This window comes from Bacteroides clarus (assembly GCF_015555825.1).
Classification (GTDB): domain Bacteria; phylum Bacteroidota; class Bacteroidia; order Bacteroidales; family Bacteroidaceae; genus Bacteroides; species Bacteroides clarus.
In genome coordinates, this window is record NZ_JADNLF010000006.1 from 169922 (window position 1) to 187123 (window position 17202).

The 17202-nt window shown below is 44.7% G+C and carries 12 protein-coding genes and 1 pseudogene; 4 read left to right on the forward strand and 9 right to left on the reverse strand.

Annotated features, from left to right (window positions below; all coding sequences use genetic code 11):
- Window positions 1-11: 11 nt before the first annotated feature.
- Window positions 12-908 carry a LysR substrate-binding domain-containing protein gene (locus I2F54_RS08825; RefSeq protein ID WP_195500998.1) on the forward strand — a complete coding sequence of 299 codons (897 nt, stop codon included), beginning with the start codon at window positions 12-14 and terminating at the stop codon, window positions 906-908.
- Between the two features lie 82 nt (window positions 909-990).
- Entirely contained in the window at window positions 991-2013 is a 1023-nt protein-coding gene (locus I2F54_RS08830; protein ID WP_195500999.1) for a YeiH family protein, read from the forward strand.
- On the opposite strand, the gene I2F54_RS08835 is transcribed toward I2F54_RS08830, so the two are convergent.
- Window positions 2001-2297: a UpxY family transcription antiterminator gene (locus I2F54_RS08835; RefSeq protein ID WP_009121473.1), complete on the reverse strand. Its 297-nt coding sequence runs from the start codon at window positions 2295-2297 to the stop codon at window positions 2001-2003. The two genes, I2F54_RS08830 and I2F54_RS08835, sit on opposite strands and share 13 nt — an antisense overlap.
- Window positions 2298-2299: 2 nt before the next feature.
- Complete coding sequence (locus tag I2F54_RS08840; protein WP_009121474.1) at window positions 2300-2896, reverse strand: hypothetical protein; 597 nt, start codon at window positions 2894-2896, stop codon at window positions 2300-2302.
- Window positions 2897-3057: 161 nt separating this feature from the next.
- Here I2F54_RS08840 and I2F54_RS08845 point away from each other — a divergent pair, with 161 nt between their 5' ends.
- Window positions 3058-3402, forward strand: coding sequence for a helix-turn-helix domain-containing protein (locus I2F54_RS08845; RefSeq protein WP_009121475.1), 345 nt, complete (start codon window positions 3058-3060; stop codon window positions 3400-3402).
- A gap of 36 nt (window positions 3403-3438) precedes the next feature.
- On the opposite strand, the pseudogene I2F54_RS08850 reads toward I2F54_RS08845, so the two are convergent.
- Together I2F54_RS08850 and I2F54_RS08855 are read right to left on the reverse strand one after the other, a co-directional pair.
- Window positions 3439-3734, reverse strand: a pseudogene (locus I2F54_RS08850) (UpxY family transcription antiterminator).
- Window positions 3735-3736: 2 nt separating this feature from the next.
- Window positions 3737-4330: a hypothetical protein gene (locus I2F54_RS08855; RefSeq protein WP_195501000.1), complete on the reverse strand. Its 594-nt coding sequence runs from the start codon at window positions 4328-4330 to the stop codon at window positions 3737-3739.
- Between the two features lie 304 nt (window positions 4331-4634).
- Between I2F54_RS08855 and I2F54_RS08860 the strand changes: the two genes are divergently transcribed.
- Window positions 4635-7535, forward strand: coding sequence for a chondroitinase family polysaccharide lyase (locus I2F54_RS08860; RefSeq protein ID WP_195501001.1), 2901 nt, complete (start codon window positions 4635-4637; stop codon window positions 7533-7535).
- Between the two features lie 730 nt (window positions 7536-8265).
- Here the strand turns inward: I2F54_RS08860 and I2F54_RS08865 are convergent.
- The 5 genes from I2F54_RS08865 to I2F54_RS08885 all read right to left on the reverse strand — a co-directional run bounded on the left by I2F54_RS08865 (window position 8266) and on the right by I2F54_RS08885 (window position 17191).
- Entirely contained in the window at window positions 8266-10887 is a 2622-nt protein-coding gene (locus I2F54_RS08865; protein ID WP_195501002.1) for a DUF4955 domain-containing protein, read from the reverse strand.
- Window positions 10888-10910: 23 nt separating this feature from the next.
- Complete coding sequence (locus I2F54_RS08870; protein ID WP_195501003.1) at window positions 10911-13301, reverse strand: polysaccharide lyase family 8 super-sandwich domain-containing protein; 2391 nt, start codon at window positions 13299-13301, stop codon at window positions 10911-10913.
- A 546-nt stretch (window positions 13302-13847) separates the two neighbouring features.
- Window positions 13848-15452: a fimbrillin family protein gene (locus I2F54_RS08875; RefSeq protein ID WP_118467122.1), complete on the reverse strand. Its 1605-nt coding sequence runs from the start codon at window positions 15450-15452 to the stop codon at window positions 13848-13850.
- Between the two features lie 85 nt (window positions 15453-15537).
- Window positions 15538-16494: a fimbrillin family protein gene (locus I2F54_RS08880; protein WP_195501004.1), complete on the reverse strand. Its 957-nt coding sequence runs from the start codon at window positions 16492-16494 to the stop codon at window positions 15538-15540.
- 31 nt (window positions 16495-16525) lie between these two features.
- Window positions 16526-17191, reverse strand: coding sequence for a DUF4627 domain-containing protein (locus tag I2F54_RS08885; protein WP_009121483.1), 666 nt, complete (start codon window positions 17189-17191; stop codon window positions 16526-16528).
- Between the last annotated feature and the right edge of the window lie 11 nt (window positions 17192-17202).

Here is a 17202-nt window from a genome sequence, read left to right on the forward strand (position 1 = left end):
TTCATTGTGCCGTGAGTGATTTTCGTTTAAAAGTGTTCCAGTCTGTCGCGAAGAACCTGAGTTTTACGAAAGCTTCGCAAGAATTGTTTGTCAGCCAGCCTGCCATAACCAAACATATACAAGAGTTGGAGGCTGCTTATCAGACGCGTTTGTTTGACCGTCAGGGTAGCAGAATCTCATTAACGGATTCGGGTAAGTTGCTCTTGGAATATTGCGAACGGATTCTGGAAGATTACAAACGGTTGGAATACGAAATGCACTTGTTGCATAATGAATATACAGGCGGTTTGAAGCTGGGCGCCAGTACCACCATTGCCCAATATGTGTTACCGCCTTTGCTTGCCAGTTTCATCGGTAAATTTCCACAAGTTAATTTATCGTTGCTGAACGGTAATTCCAGAGAGATAGAAGCCGCTTTGCAGGAGCATCGCATTGATTTGGGTTTTGTCGAAGGGGTATTCCGATTGCCTAACATTAAATATACCACTTTTCTGGAAGACGAACTGGTAGCGGTGGTTCGTACGGGCAGTAGACTTACGGTGGGAGAGGAGATAACCCCCGAAGAGCTGTTGCATCTGCCTCTGGTGCTTCGCGAAAGAGGTTCGGGAACATTGGATGTTTTTGAGCGTGCCTTGCAGCAACATAATATAAAGTTATCCTCTTTACAGGTTTTGATGTATTTGGGAAGTACGGAAAGCATCAAGCTCTTTTTGGAGCACACGGATTGTCTGGGCATTGTCTCTATTCGTTCCATTACACGTGAATTGTATTCAGGACAGTTGCGTGTCGTTGAAATTAAGGGAATGCCTATGTTGCGCGATTTTAGCTTTGCACAACCTCAGGGACAAGAAAGCGGTTTGGCGCAAGTATTCATGCAGTTTGCCATGCACAATAACAATAAGTTATAGTATATAAGTAGAAACAATTGGCGTGATTGGGAAAAGAAGCCTACCTTTGCGGCCGAAAACAAATTAATAAAAATAAAAAAGTATGGCTTCAACTCGAGCATTGGCGAAAAGCATTAATATGCCTTTCTTGCAGAACAACAACAAAATTATTTACGTTTCACTTCTTATCATTCTTTCTGTCTTTTTATTTCTCGATTATATTCCGGGAATGCACGCTTATGCTGCATGGGTTACTCCGCCGGTAGCTTTATTTCTTGGTTTGGCATTTGCCTTGCTTTGCGGGCAGGCGCATCCTAAGTTTAATAAAAAGACATCCAAATATCTGTTGCAGTATTCTGTGGTAGGTTTGGGATTCGGCATGAATTTGCAGGCGTCACTTGCTTCCGGTAAGGAGGGCATGGAATTTACGATTATCTCTGTGGTAGGCACATTGCTTATCGGTTGGGTTATCGGTCGTAAGTTCCTGAAGGTAGACCGGGACACTTCTTATCTGATTAGCTCCGGTACGGCTATTTGCGGTGGTAGCGCTATCGCGGCGGTAGGCCCTGTATTGAAAGCAAAAGATAGTGAGATGTCCGTGGCTTTGGGTACGATTTTTATATTGAATGCGATAGCATTGTTTATATTCCCGATGATAGGTCATGCGCTGAATATGAGTCAGCATGAATTTGGTACGTGGGCTGCCATTGCCATTCATGATACAAGTTCGGTGGTTGGTGCGGGTGCTGCTTATGGCGAAGAAGCGCTAAGAGTTGCCACCACTATCAAGCTGACCCGTGCGCTTTGGATTATCCCGTTGGCAATCGCCACTTCGTTTATCTTTAAGAGTAAGGGACAGAAAATCAGTATCCCCTGGTTTATCTTCTTCTTCGTTCTGGCAATGGTTGTCAACACCTATGTGTTGAATCTTTCCGAAACGGGCGCTTTGATCGGTGCAGGAATCAATAGCATTGCACGTAAGACATTGACGATTACCTTATTCTTTATCGGAGCTTCCCTTTCCCGCAATGTATTGAAAGCGGTGGGCATCAAACCGCTGGTGCAAGGTATACTGCTTTGGGTGGTTATCAGTTGCAGCACGCTGGCCTATATCTATTGGTTTTGATATAAGGCTGTAACGGTTTGTGGAGACAAGACGGTATATTCGTTTTGTATTCCCTGAATATTTTCATCGGTCGCATATATAAATACACATCTCGTTATTACCGGGGTGTGTATTTCTTTTATGCACCCTGCCCAACAACGCCGAACCGAAGTCACCGGAACGTAAGTAATAAAACCTTGTCGTTCCAGCTTCTTTTTAATACTCAGTTCGGCGTGCGGACCAGTTAATACGATATACCACGAATGCGGTTTACCCAAGTGAGTGATAATATGTTGAAAAGTCATAGTTAGTTAGCTTTTGTTACTGTAAAACTGAATGCATGAAAAAATTGCGGCCTGTTTCCGATTGTTATCGGAAGAACGATTGTGACGGAAGTTCTTCCGCCTTTTCTAATATTTCTTTTATTGTATATTTTGTTAATCCCTTTTGGAGTAATCAGGTTGGATGCGGTGATTGTACGGTTTATTCCATGATTGCTTTGAATGCTTTCCGTAGGAACTTTGTCGGTTGTAAAAGGAAAGAGACTGACGCCTGAGGCTTTCCCATTGACGATGAAACCGGCTTTTTCCCAGTTCAGCCATACTACTTCATCAGTATTGTTTTTGATAATTACTTTCCATGCACTGCTGTTCGGGATGAACTGATAAAACACATTATCTTTGATATATTCCAATTTATCTTGATGATTTTCATACGATTTAAATGAGATACGGCAATTTTCATTATCGATATATTGCGCATGCGATAATGTGGGAAACAAAAGTGACAATAAAATAATGAGATGATGTTCCCGTTTGTATTTCCGGTAGTCAAAGTAAGTCCATATAAGGATAGCCAGTATACAGATAGGAATTGCAATGAGAATATAAACTGTCAATGTCATAGCATTATATGTATTATCTTTTTATTCGTATGAATACGTGGCAAAAATATCATAAATTAATTGATAAAACAAATAAATTATGGGATAATTCGAACTTATATACAGATAAATTATTGTTCAAGTAGTTTTCGTGTGGCTAATTAATTCGTATCTTCATAGAAATGGAAAAGAGTAATATATATATTGGCGAGATTATCAGGAATGTCATGGCTGATAATCAGGTTACTAAGGCTGAACTAGCAAGAAGACTGGGTGTTAGGCCTCAAAGTGTCGATTATATGTTGACACGGAAAAGTATTGATACAGATACGTTGTACAATGTTTCAAGGGCATTGAATTATGATTTTGCCATGCTATACTCTTTGCGTGAAGGACAGACAAATTGTGATGTGAAAGAATCCGTATATAATGTTGCTACCGCTAAAATACTGGTGGAGTTGGAATTGAAACCGGAAGACTTGGCGAGGTTGAATTTGAAAAAAAGAATCTCCGATGTGTTGAAATGATTCATGGATATATTTATAAATTTGTCTCAAAAGAATTTATTGGTTTTGATATAAGGTTGTAACGGTTTGCGGAGACAGGACGGCATATTCCTTTTGCATCTCTTGCATTTCTTCGTTGGTTGCATATACAAATACACACTTGCTATTGCCGGGATGTGTATTTCTTTTATACGTCCGTCCCAAGTGCGCCGAACCGAAGTCGCCGGAACGTAAGTGATAAATCCTTGCCGTTCCAGTTTCTTTTGGGTACTGAGTTCGGCGTGCGGGGCGGTCAGTACGATATACCACAAATGCGGTTTATTCAAATGGTTGATAATATATTGGAAAGTCATGGTTAGTTAGCTGTTACAACAAAGTTGAATATATGGAAGAACTGCGGTTGATTGCCGATACCGATTGGTAAAACGATATTGACGGAAGTCCGTCCGCCTCTCTTCAGATTTCGTTTACTGTATATTTTATTGACTTTTTTCCCTTTTATTAAGTTGGATGCAGTGACAGTCCGGGTTATTTCGGATTTTTCTTTGATAACATCCGTAGGGGTGCTATCGGCTGTAACAGAGTAGAAACCGACACCGGACGCTTTTCCATTAATGATAAAGCTGGCTTTTTCCCAGTTTATCCGTATATCCTTATTAGTATTGTTTTTGATGGTTATTTTCCACGCATTGCTTTCCGGGGTGAAACGGTAAATTATGCCGTCTTGGGTATATTCCAGTTTACCTGGCTGGTTTGCATACGATGAAAATGAGATTTTGCACTGTGCTTTGTCCGTATATTGTGCATACGACAATATCGGATAAAAAAGAAGTATCAGGAGTATAAAATGATTCTTGCGTTTATATTTCCAATAATCGAAATACAGCCATAGAATGATAGCCAGCAGACATACCGGTATCGCAATAAGAATGTACGTTATTAATGCCATACACTATTTATTATTTTTGTTTGTTGCAGTGGCAAAAATATTATAAAATAATTGATAAAACAACAATATCGTAAAAACAAATATACAAATTACTGTTAACGCGAAGTATATAAGACAATTGACTGAAGATGATTGGTTACGGATTATACGTTTCCGGCTTTTATACTGCCTATCTTTGTAAATGTATGATTTCTGCTAATTCCTGAACATTTTATTCTTTGCTCTATTATCATTTCGTGTATTTTTGCATCCGTAAAAGAGGTGACAGCCACCTGAAATTAACCTAATTCGATACAAATAGCGTATGAAACTTATTCTGCTTTCTCTTGTGTTCCTTTGTACGTTCCCTTTGGGGGCGCAGCAAGTCATTGGTTTTGAAGACCGGGTTCCCGAGGGTTTTACCTCTCCCGACAGGAAATCCCTTTCTTTATCAAACCGTTATTATAAAGAAGGTAAGAAAAGTCTTGAATGGAATTTCGGTCCCGGCTCGGTAATGAACATTGCGTTGGACGCTCCGCTGGCTTTGAACAATAAGACAGAGGCCACACATGGTATCACGCTGTGGATTTACAACGAGAAGTCACAGCCGGATTCATTACGCTTTGAGTTTCTCGATGCCGAGGGCAAAGTGTCCTATTGGTTTACGTATCGGTTGCAATCGCCCGGATGGCGTGCCTGCTGGATTGGATTCAAGAGCATGCGCGGCGATAAGGCGGACAAGTCAATCACCTCTTACCGTATAGTGGCTCCCAACCGTAAAAGCCGGGTGTTCTTCGACCGCTGGAAATTCCCGGAAAAGGCGATGAACCTGCGTACTACCCCCGATATGCAGATAGATTACAACAGCCTTGCCGTAGGGCGCGACCTTTGGCACTGGTGCCGCGTATGGGAGTGGAAGCAGTACGAATATGACATTCCCCGTCCGGCCAAGCTTACGGAACAACAACGCCGGGACCTTAAAACGATAGAAGAACGACTGAATGAGGCTCTGACACCGCCGGCCGCTTCTGCCGTGGCTGCCGCAGTGAAAAAAGCCGTGGCTACTTATGCAAAGGCCGATATCTATCCGTCGGGTTCGGGCTTTACGGGCGCGCCTTTACTGGCTCCCGACGAGCTGCATCGTGATAAAGGCGAACTTTCTTGGAATGACCTTGAAGCCATGCTTGCCGGATTTGCCTACGATGCTTATTGCAACAAATCCTATGAGGCCGAAAGCAATTACTTTGCCGTATGGGAGTATGCGATAGACCAGGGCTTTGCCTATGGCAGCGGTATGGGTACCAACCATCACTACGGCTACCAGATACGTAAGATATATACCACGGCTTGGTTGATGCGTAAAGCCATTCTGAAGTCTTCACGCCGCGACGACATTCTCAAAACACTGCTTTTTTGGTCTGCCCTGCAGGAGACGAGGCTCCCTTGCGCCGAGATACGCGATGAAATGCTCGACTCTTGGAACACCTTGTTGCAGCCCAAGTTGATTGCTGCCATGATGATTCCCGATGAATGCGGACGCGTACAGGCTTTGCGCGGTTTGTCCCGCTGGGTGTCCGGTTCGGTAAATTGTACGCCGGGTACGATTGGCGGTATCAAAGTGGACGGTACGACTTTTCATCATGGCGGTTTCTATCCTGCTTATACTACCGGAGCACTTGCTACGGTGAGCGATTATATTGCCATGACCGGTGGAACGGAATTTGTACCTTCGCTCGAAGCCCGTCGTCTTTTGGCGGGCGCCTTTACCGCCATGCGCAATTATTCCAATCTTACAGAGTGGAGTACCGGGCTTGGCGGACGCCATCCTTTCGGCGGCAAAATGGGTGGGGCGGACATCAAAGCGTTTGCGCAACTGGCTCTTTCCGGCGACTTATCCGGACAGGGCGGTGAGTTCGACCATGCGCTGGCTGCCGACTATCTTCGTTTGATGAATGGTAAGAACAGTCCGGAAGCCCGCTTCTTTAAGGAAAAAGACATTCAACCGGCCAAAGCTCCGCAAGGATTCTTTGTTTATAACTATGGCGCTGCCGGTATTCACCGCCGTGCCGATTGGATGGTGACGCTCAAAGGATTCAATACCAATGTGTGGGGTTCGGAGATTTATACGAAAGACAACCGTTACGGACGCTACCAAAGCTACGGTTCCGTTCAGATAATGGGTTATCCCTCACGTAAGGCGAGCGGGTATGTGGAAGAGGGGTGGGACTGGAACCGCCTGCCGGGTACGACAACCATCCATCTGCCCTTGGAATTGCTGGACAATCCCCGTACCGGTACTCTAATGGCGCGTTCTACCGAGAACTTTGCCGGAACTTCCTCTTTGGAGGGACGTCACGGTATGTTTGCGATGAAGTTGAAAGAGGCCGATTATAAGAATTTCACTCCAGACTTTGTGGCACGCAAGTCCGCTTTCTGTTTCGATAATCGTATCGTTTGCCTGGGTACGGGCATCAGTAACAGTAATGCGCAGTATCCTACGGAAACCACCCTTTTTCAGAGTGAATACCGTCCGGGCAAGGCGGCCATCTCCGTGATGGGAAAGGAGATAGACAAACCGTCATTCGGCGCAAAACTGGCGGGTAATCCCAATTGCTGGTTGCGTGACGGATACGGCAATCATTATCTTGTACCGGAAGGCCTTGTACGTGTGCAGATAGCCGAACAACAGAGTGCCAAAGATACGGATAAATCTCCGACAAAGGGCACATTTGCCAGTGCCTATATAGTACATGGCCTGGCTCCCCAAGACGCTGCCTATGCTTACAGCATTCTCATTCAGCCCACTGCCGGGGAACTTGCCGCAGCGCAAAAGGAGCCCGGTTATTCCATTCTCCGTCGTGACCGGCAGGCGCATATCGTTTTCGACCGTGCTTCGGGGGTAACGGGGTATGCCGCTTTTGAGGCTGTCAGTTTGCCGGAAGATGAAGTTGTTGCGGATATTGCTTCCGAAACAATGGTAATGCGCCGTACGGCAGAGGACGGAACGCTGATTGTCAGCGTTTGTGACCCTGACCTGCACATCAAGGAAAAAACATATACTACTCCCGAGCCCAGTGCGTCGTCTTTCAAAACTTTGCATCTGAGAGGCGCGTGGAGTTTGGCTGTACCCAATGAAAAGGTAAAAGTACAGTCGGCAGGAGATGTTACGGAAATAACCGTTACCTGCCGGCACGGACAGCCGGTGGAATTCCGATTGAAGAAATAACGGGTTTTCTTTAGGTATTTTGTTCACCCCTTTCGTTCTTCCTGTTTCTTTATTGATGCAAAACAGGATGCGAAAGGGGTGTTTACATTTTATCCCTTTTGCCCTTCACCTTTCACAACTCCCTGTTCATGCGGGATAGCGGGTGAACCCTTTGATTTTGTCCATTCACAATTTCCTCACAGCCTGTTGTCCAAGAATGCCACACCTTAGTAACCCAAACACCTCACCTTAACTCCTCGAATTGCAGGGGTTTGCTCCCCAAACCTTAGGGCTTTGGTGTGTTATGCTGTGGCGTTTCAGTTGCTAAGGTGTGGTGTTTGGGGTGTTAAAGTGAGGTCTTTTGATAACAACAAATGTCTCGTAAGATGAATAGATTCGTTTCATGTGGGAAATAATTTCGTCTCGTGAGATGAATAATTTTATATCGTGAGACAAATAGTTTCATCTCGTGAAGTCGATTTGTTTTTTAAGGGAGAGTTGTCGAACTGATTGGTGTCATTGGGTATTTACAGAATGTATTTCACTTCCTTCACCCGTTATCCCGTATGAATAGGGAGTTGTGAAAGGTGAAGGGGTAATCTGCAAAAAGGAAAAAAGAGGTTGTTTCTTCCGATGATAGTATCTTATCTTATGAGGATATTACTTTTTTGGAACAGGATAGATAACAAGAAGAGGCTGACCGTTATGTCAGCCTCTTCTGTTCTGATATTATAACCTTAAAAAGAATTTATTATTTCAATGCCGTAAGCCAAGCGGGTACATAACCCAAACGGCGGCGGAGTTGCGCCTCATAGAGAGAATAAGGCTCTACGCGACTGCCTTGGCTTTCGATACGTTTGTTTTGTGGTACATCACTGATGAATGTTTCGGCAAAATTGATAGAAGCGCCGTGGAAACCGACGATAACGGGCGGTACTGTTTTGCTCCATGCAGAATTTTTATCCCACCATACAAACTGATTGTTCCAATTGCTTTCATAGCCCGTGCGGGTAGCATTCATATTCCAAATGATTAAATCCCCTAAATGATTAGGAACTTCGTATCGGTCTCCACCTTGACGGCTGGGAATGAAAGCGCCTGTACAGCGGTCTATCAATGTGGCACGCGGTTGTGATGCGTGAGCTTCGTAGCAAGCATCATCTCCCCATTGTACATTCCAGATAACGGCTCCCATGCTTGGTTTGGATACGCCACAACCGTGATACTGTCCGGCATTTTCCATCCATTCAGCCAACTCTCCGGCTTTAGGAATTCGATAACCGCTACTATGGTCGTATACTTTACCTATAAATACGCGTGAAGAAGAGTTGGAGCGTACGGCTGAATGTCCGCGATTGCCACTGATTTCTATGTCATAGGCCGACACATTGGCGCAACTAACCAAAGAGGCTGCTTCACTGACACTGATAAAATTAACACGACGCATCCATGAGTCGGTCAGGCGTACTAAGTCTATAAGCTTGTATTCGCTGTCATAAGAACCATTGTTACTGCTACTTTCATGGTGCTGGAATCTCTCTTCCGCTTTTCCTTCAAAAGCGATGTCTTCCACCCCTACATTTTCATAATGTTTGTATTCTTTGATAACCCAATTATATTTGGCTTCCACTTCGTGCATGATAGGCTCTTTGAAAGTAACCTTATTACCATTGACAGAAACCACTTGATGTAAATCATATATCTCCGCTCCATCTTTCACGATTGAAGTTGCAGCGTTCAAATCGCTGATGGGGTGAGGGGCTATTTCTTTGGCAACAAATTCCGGGTCATTGTTTTTCACGTAGAGACATACCCAGTCACCCGCCTTGATTTTAGAAGCACTACCCACGGTTATTTCAAACCCGCCTTTGGGAGTATCGGCGGTAACCTCGGTAATGTCGGATTTCATGTCAACACCGGAATAGTTCTTTATTTCAATCATCGTGGGACACGTCCACATATCACCGGGAGTAGCCATTGTGTTTTTAGCATTCATCTTGAGCGTAGTAAGATTTCTACCTGCTCCTTTGATAAGGAAACCGCCCATAGTAAGGCTGATGCTCTGATTTACCTCTTCTTCGGTCTGTAAAATGTAATTTCCTTTCGGGAAATAGATAATGGCGTTCAGAGGCTTCTCACCTTGTACCTGCATACGAATGGTGGAAAAATCCGGATTTTTTTCATTGATGTTGAGCGTACGTTTTGCCCCTGCTGCTTCCAAAGCCTTTAAGAATGCTTCCCGATCTGACTTGTCATCATCAGGTATGGCACCATAATGGGTTACATCAAACACTTTATATCCGCGAGCTATCAGCTCCTCCATTTCCGGTGGCGCTACTTCTCCGTGCATATATCCCGCATACGAAAAGTCGAGCAGTACATTGTTCTCCGAACCGGACACAAACTCTTTCCATGCATTGCAATAGTCGGCGTCAAAAGTCGTGTTCAGCAACTTGGCTTCCAGTGTCACTGTACGTTGGTATTGCTTGGAAGACGTAATGATAATGTTAATATTCTGTGTCTTTGTGGCAGATGTTGTGGCCGGAGCCTTGATTGATAATTCATCGTTTTCCAGTGTCACCGTCCAGCCGTCGGGAGCTTTTATTCTGGTTCTCACTACATCGCTTGTCTCCACTTCGTACTTGCGTTCTTCGTTAAGGAAGAACGTCAGCCCGTCTTCTGCTTCGCTGCCTTTTACTTTGAGGTAGAAGTTACTGATGACAGGGAAATCCTTTAATCCTTTGTCCGCTCCCAAAGTAAGGGATAGCTTACCGGCAGTTTCGTTATAAACGATGTCACTGAAGAGCGAGCTTACTCCTGCGCCTTTACCGCCGAATGCAGCGATGCGGCTGCGTGAGGTATCGGACAGATAGGCATAAGTGGTACCGCCGTCACAGGTTATTTTCCAGAAGCCTTCGTTGTCAATCTGCAATTGAGGAGAACGGTAAGCGGCTTCTATATCTTCCAGCGAGTAGGCATTCAGCGTTTTGCCGGATGGGTCGGTGAAGTCGAGATAATTACTGCCGTCGAAGCTATAAGCCCAGTTACCCTTTTCGGAGATTGTGATAAGGGGGAAGAAAGCGTCTACCTCTTCTCCGGCGCCGATATTGTAGGCGTTACCACCGGAAAGTTCTACTTTATAGCCTGTTTCGATGGGAGTGATACCTACGGGAATCTCGCCGGACAGCAGACTTTGGTAGCAAAGAATGGAGGCATTCAGTCGGTCGACCGTACCTTCAAAGGCGGCTACCTGCTCTTTCATATACTCGGCCTGTGCTTGTTTGTCGGCATCGTCGTCGCACGACTGCAGCGGCAGTAGCAGCAGGCTGCAAACGGCGGGAAGTAAAAGTTGTTTGATGTTCATTTTTCTCATACTTATGTGTTAGATTTGGTTTTTTATTTCTTTTCGATAAAGTTGAGGTAACGGGGGAAACCATCTTCCAGCACTACTGTTACACGGGTTTGCCCGTCGGTGTGAGTTATGGACAGGGTTTCCGCAGCGCTTGTCTCATCCAAAGTCCATGTTCCGTGGAAAGTCAGTGTAGCGGTGGTGGGGGAGGATACCCAACCGAAGTATTTATCGGACTGCGGACGCAGGTCGGGGTTGCAGACAGCTATTGAAAGCTGCTTGCCTGTGATGCGCTCCAATAGCAGCAGCTCCGTGTCCGAGGCGAGCAGCGCACCTTCATTCAGCCCTGTGGCAGGGGCAAACAAAGCGTATGCGGTTGTGTGCGAAGGTGTGTGCTTCACGATGTGCAGTGAATCTTGCTGCTGTTTTACTTCGAAGATACCGCCTTTGCGTACAAAACGTTTGGCGTCGGCGCGCATGCGTTCGGCCGTAGTGGCAGGTACTACAAGGAACTGATATTTCTTTTGTGCGGGCTTCGCGCCGTGCAGAAGATATGCTTTGGCGGCTGTCATTGTTCCCATTCCTTGCTCGGTAAGGCCGAAAGAGGATGGAGTGGTCTGCTTGCCGTAGCGAACGATAAGCGGGTCGTTTCCGGCAGGGATGAAGTATCCGGTAGAGCATGGATTTACAATCCAAGTATCTTTGGAAGAGGCGATGCTCAGTGAATCGCCCTCTGCCAACGGTTTGCCGTTGACTATCGTTGAGGCCTTGCCGTCCGTAACGCTTTGAAACAAGTTGGTGGCTGTAATCCATTCGTCAGGATATTCACCTTGTGCGCTTACGCCGCTGCCCATGCTGAACAACATGCCGTCGATGGCAAAGACTGACTTGCAGAAAGAGAGGTGAGTGGGAACGAAACGTTGGCTGCCCCATTTGTCGTCCTGGTCGAAGGCGGCGGCGAACAGACCGCAATCACCCCATGCCAATGCACCTGCAAAGTTGGTGGTGTGCGACCATTGGTCGAAACGGTCGGCGTTGTTGCCGTTGGGCAACATTGATTTCCAGTCGGTGTAGTGTACGGTGGTGGTACCGGGCATTACGTTCCAGTCCCATCCGCCTTTTTCAGCGCTTTTCTTGTCCTTGTAAGGGTAGCCGGAAGCCGCTAAAGAGCCTTCATATAATACTTCCAATGTACCGTGCGATTGGTAACGTCCGAAGCGGTTGGTCTTGTTATAGATTTCGCCACCCCAGAAACGGGTGGTGGGGCAGCGCATGGTGGCTACCCAATTCGCCTGACGATAGACGCCGGCCGGACTGTAGTTGAATTGATAAAAGCCGTCCAGTTTTCGGGGAGTGACGCCTTTGTAATGGTCGGTTTTGAAGAAGGCGTTGTAATAGGCGGCAAGTTCCGGGTCGAATTCTTTGCCGTCCATATCTCCGCCAATCTCTACCAGTTCGCGGAAAAGAGCTTTGGAAAAGTTCACGTCCAGCCCGTAGAGCGGGTGACGTCCGGCGAGGCTGTTGGCGTAGAAATGTTCCGTATCGGATGCGGAAGACGTAGCCATAAGGTATACGCTTACGATTGCCTTACTCATGCGTTGGTATGCATCGCGGGTGATACGGAAAGCAGTGCCTTTCAGCCGTCCCATATATTCCACCCATGTGCGGTAGGAGTACATATAGCCGTTGTAATGTGTTTTGTGGTGGAAACCTGTACCGTCGGGTTTCAGGATGTCTTTTTCACCGGGTACATATTGCGTACATGCCGAGAGATAACGTGAGAATGAACGTAGGTCTTCCGCTGCTTGTGCATTGTCCGGGTTATGGAGTGCGCATACAAACAGATGCGGAAGCACGTTGTACAGATAGTCGGAGTTGACGGTACGTTTCAGGATAGCGTCTTTCTGGTTGAGTTTATAAAACTCCATCAGTCCTTTTACCGATTCAATCAGTCGTCCCTGTTGTTCGGGAGTACAAACCGGCAGGGCGGAAAGAAAATCGACGGGAACGACACGTACGTCTGTGTACGAGTTGTATGGAAATGCGGGAATGCGTTCTATTACTCCGTCGTTCAGTACTTTATCCAGGTAAGGAGAAAATTCGGAACCTTCGGGCAGGTTCTCTTGTGCAGCGTATGCCAATGCACGTATGGCGGCGGCGAGTTTGCGGGTATCTTCAATCTTTACCGTTTCCATTTTGGTGGTATCAAAGGTTTTTATGAAGTCGATAGCACGCTGTACTTCTGCCTTGGTGGCTTTTGCCGGTTTCAAGGGATATTTTTTACGTAATTTCAGCAAGTCTTCGATAGAGGTATCGGAGATATTGCCGGATTGGTGGGTAACGGCGGATGGGATACTGTTGTCGGTTGCTTCTGATGCCTGGGCATGTGGTTGTCCTGCCAGGGACAGAAGTAAAAATAAGCCAAGAAAATTCTTCATAATATCAGTCTTTTAATTTTGGTTGCTAAATTCGGCATTTTGAGGGATATGTGAGGTATAAAAAAATACAGAAAAGGGGAGATTATTGTTCAAGGGGGAGTCTGATTTTGTAAAGCCCTGCTTGAGCTTTGTAAAATGGCACTTTGATATTACAGAGTGACACCTTACGGGGCTAAAGTGGTACTTTGTATTGCGTATGGTTATGGCTTGTTTTTTGATGTTAGTGTAAGCAATGAGAACTGATTGTATTCTGTTATGTATCAGCTTTCATCCGGTATAAGTCATTCAGAGCGTATCGAAGAATCTCTTCTCCAAATATATGCCAAGAGAGCAGATTCTGCGCTACGCTCTGAATGACAGAATTTGAATGGGGAAGTTAAGGATAAATGTATATAAAAGTGATTATTTTATCGTAGGATAAGGGGATAACTTCTTTGAGTATGTGTGACAAAGAGGTATGAAGCTAAAAAATCCCTTGCCATGGGGGCGGCAAGGGATTTTGGTTAAGAGCTATAGCTCTTGGATAGAGATTTGATTAAGGTTGAATTATATTTGAGGTCTTTGTTGCTCAGGTATTTCTTCAAAAGCAATCGGTTCTAATTTTACGTCTTTAATATGGAAATTTACGGGATTTATACCTGTATTTTTATTCGACACAAATTTTAATTCCAATTGTTCGTAGGCCTCTGATATATCTGCTATTTCTTTAATATCTGCAGCGCTCGGGCTTCCGGCTGTACTTGTAGTTGCCTTAGTAAAATCAAAGAAAATTTCTTGGTCTATCCATTTTTGTTCATCAACATCTGTTTGGGTAGGCTTTGTCGCTCCTAAATTAGCACTCTTTCCCAATGAGTTACAGAAGAATAAATTACCATCATTTTTTGAATATGTTCTAATGAAAATACGCATTTCACCTCCAACTTTGTCTGCTCTTAATTTAAAGGTTAGTTTGTGGTAAGTTGGCTGAAACTTCTGTTTGTGATGATATCCAATACTGCTTTTGAACCAACTACCTGATGGAGTGCCTAGAGTTGTAAATGAAATATAGTTTTCGCCGTTCTCATTTACAAGTGTTGCTTGAATTTCAGCTTCTGTATTGTTAAGAGCATACCAAAAATCACCATCTTGGAAATAGTCTATGCTGGTTACAGTCTGAAAATCATTACTAGTTAAATCTGCAATAGATTTTGTGATAAGATTTTCTTTCAGTTCTTCTCCTTCTAAATCAATACCAGGTGTTGGTGCCCATGGATCAATATCGCCCTTAGGGAATTTGATACCTGCATTATTCTGACCGATAGTTACTTCCATTCTGAAATATTTACCCTGGGGATATGTTATATCTTTAGGGGCTTTAAACATATAATTTTTACCACTATTGACTCCATAAACTTCTAACAATGTACTACCTTGTGTCATTATTTGTTCGGGAACAATAGCACGGTAAAGATAAGTTCCTGTGTTTTCTGTATTTGCTACATAGGACATAATTACATCTTGTTTGTTGGTAGTATTTGTTATTATTTGTGTAGTAAGGTCAATGTTGGCATCGGTGATTACATTCTTTAAAACTACTTTTTGAGGAGCTGTATCACCTACTTTATCTCCAGCTATAAGTACCTCTACCATAGCATAAGCATGACTATAATTCAGAGTGATGGGATCACCGTTATAGGTACTTTCATTTACCTTTGAAATAAGTACGTCGCTTAAATCATAGCTACTGTTACCTTCACCTTGAGTAGACTGGTCGGGTAACACATTCAGACTAGCAGCTGCTGCTGTTATATTTGCTGTATAAGGATAATATGCATAAAAGGTATAATCAGTTCCTTCTGTTAATGTAATTGCATCGCTTACGCTAACAGCTTTCCATTCATTATTATTATAGGTGTATTTACGATTACTCTGTGTACCATCACTACTAACAGCAAAGATACCAACTTCATCGCCCTCTCTCCAGGAGATTGTACGGTTTTCTTCATTATGGGTAGTTATAGTACGTGTACCTGTTCCACCATTTATAGTCATTGTAAACTCGGCAGGCGTACCTTTCTTTACAGTTGTTTGAGGTTCATTATCTTCTTGACTGCAACCGGTAGCTATAAATGCCGCTGCAAGGCAAAATGTTAAATGTTTTAAAGTTCTCATATTATTAAATTATTTTTGGTAGTTAATTAATACTTTTGGTGATATGTGTAATGTGAATGAAGTATGAAGTCTTACTTAGAATACACTAAGATTGTGCTTCTTCACCTTCACCACTAATTTTATCTCCTTCTTCCCAACCTGCGATAGGTGAGGAAGAACTATCGATAGTATAGCCGGTGTTGCTGACAGTAACATCGAATACATACTGCATCCCACGCTCAAAACTACCTATGCTGCTACCGATAGTATAAGTCTTCTTCTTCAGCGCATCAGGCAACTTGTTTGCATTGATAGTGGCTACATATCCCTGTGTACTGCCGAGAGGCATAACAAATGCTTCTGTGGTGCGTGCCACGGTGGCATCGGTAGACGAGGAAGTACGCATACGGAACGAGGCTACACTTTCTGTATCGGCACTGAAACGTCCCTCGACAACATTGAAACTACCGATGGTAGGTAGGCCGTTAAGGTCTACTGTCACATTATCGAGCTGTTCCGCCGTTATATCTCCCTCCGCACGGAAGTAAAATACCAAACGGCTCAGGGCGGGAGCAAGGCGCATGGAAGCCACCGTATTCTCTTTAGTGAGCGAGTTGGCACGTCCATACAATAGGGAAGATGCTTTCATGTCTCCCTGTTTGTCCAACTTCAGAGGCACCATACCTTCGGTTTCGAATGTTTCCTGACGCGGATAGTAGATGGCTACATCCCATACATCCTCACCTGTTGTAGGAAAGTAGGGAATGGCGTCTACTTGGTCGGGCTGGAAATAGTCGTCATACGAAGTCGGTGTAGGGCTGTAACTGAGATTAGCGTGCGGACTCACCACTTCGCTGCTGCCGCTTTTCAGCACATATACGCCGATTTTGTCCTCGGGCTTGGTCCAGGTAGTTCCTTCCTGCTGGGTGTCATAGTTGGTGTACACCTTTGCTTCGATAATGAGAGGGTATGCCTTAGGGTCTGCGGCAGGTGCTTCATCATCGCTGCAGGCGGTCAATAAAGCCCCTGCAAGGAAAAGAAATATGAGTTTGTTTTTTATCATAACGGATACCGTTTCTTTATTTGATTGCGTGTTATTCTTCTATTTTCTTCAGTGATACGCCGTCTATCAGGACACTTGACGGTTCGGATGCACTGTTTTGGAAACAGATAGAGAAGTTCTTCAAGTCTGTGGGAGTAGCATCCTCCGTATCGTTCATGCTGAACTGGTAGATGCTGTTGGCCACTTTACCGAAGTTGAAGTCGAGCGTGTAGTAGGTCCACTTACCCGAAGGGTTCGCCTTGCCGAAACCACCGTAGAATTTGCGATCCGCTTTCTTAGGCTGGCTTTGTGTGCACACAAAGAAACGTTGCAGGTCTTTACCGTTGGCATCACGCAGACGGATGAATACTTTTACTTGTCCCATGTCTTCGGACTTAGCCCAGAAACCCAATTTATACATACCCGGTTCTACGCTGCCTTCGTAACGTTGTGCCACGAACGACTTGTACCAGGTAGTCAGTTTGGGGTCTACGGAAAATTCCAATACTTTGCCGCGCTGCTTGTCGTTGATGATGCGGAAAGAAGCTGCGGTTTCATCGTTTACGGCGCACCAAGTACCGAATGTCACGTTGTCTTTGCTGCCATATTCTGTAGTGAGGTCGGCGTTGTCGAATTCATTGTCCTTTATCAATTCTTGTGCTTGCAGTCCGGCTGCCATAACCAGCATACCGAAAACGCTTAAAATAATCTTTTTCATGATAATAATTA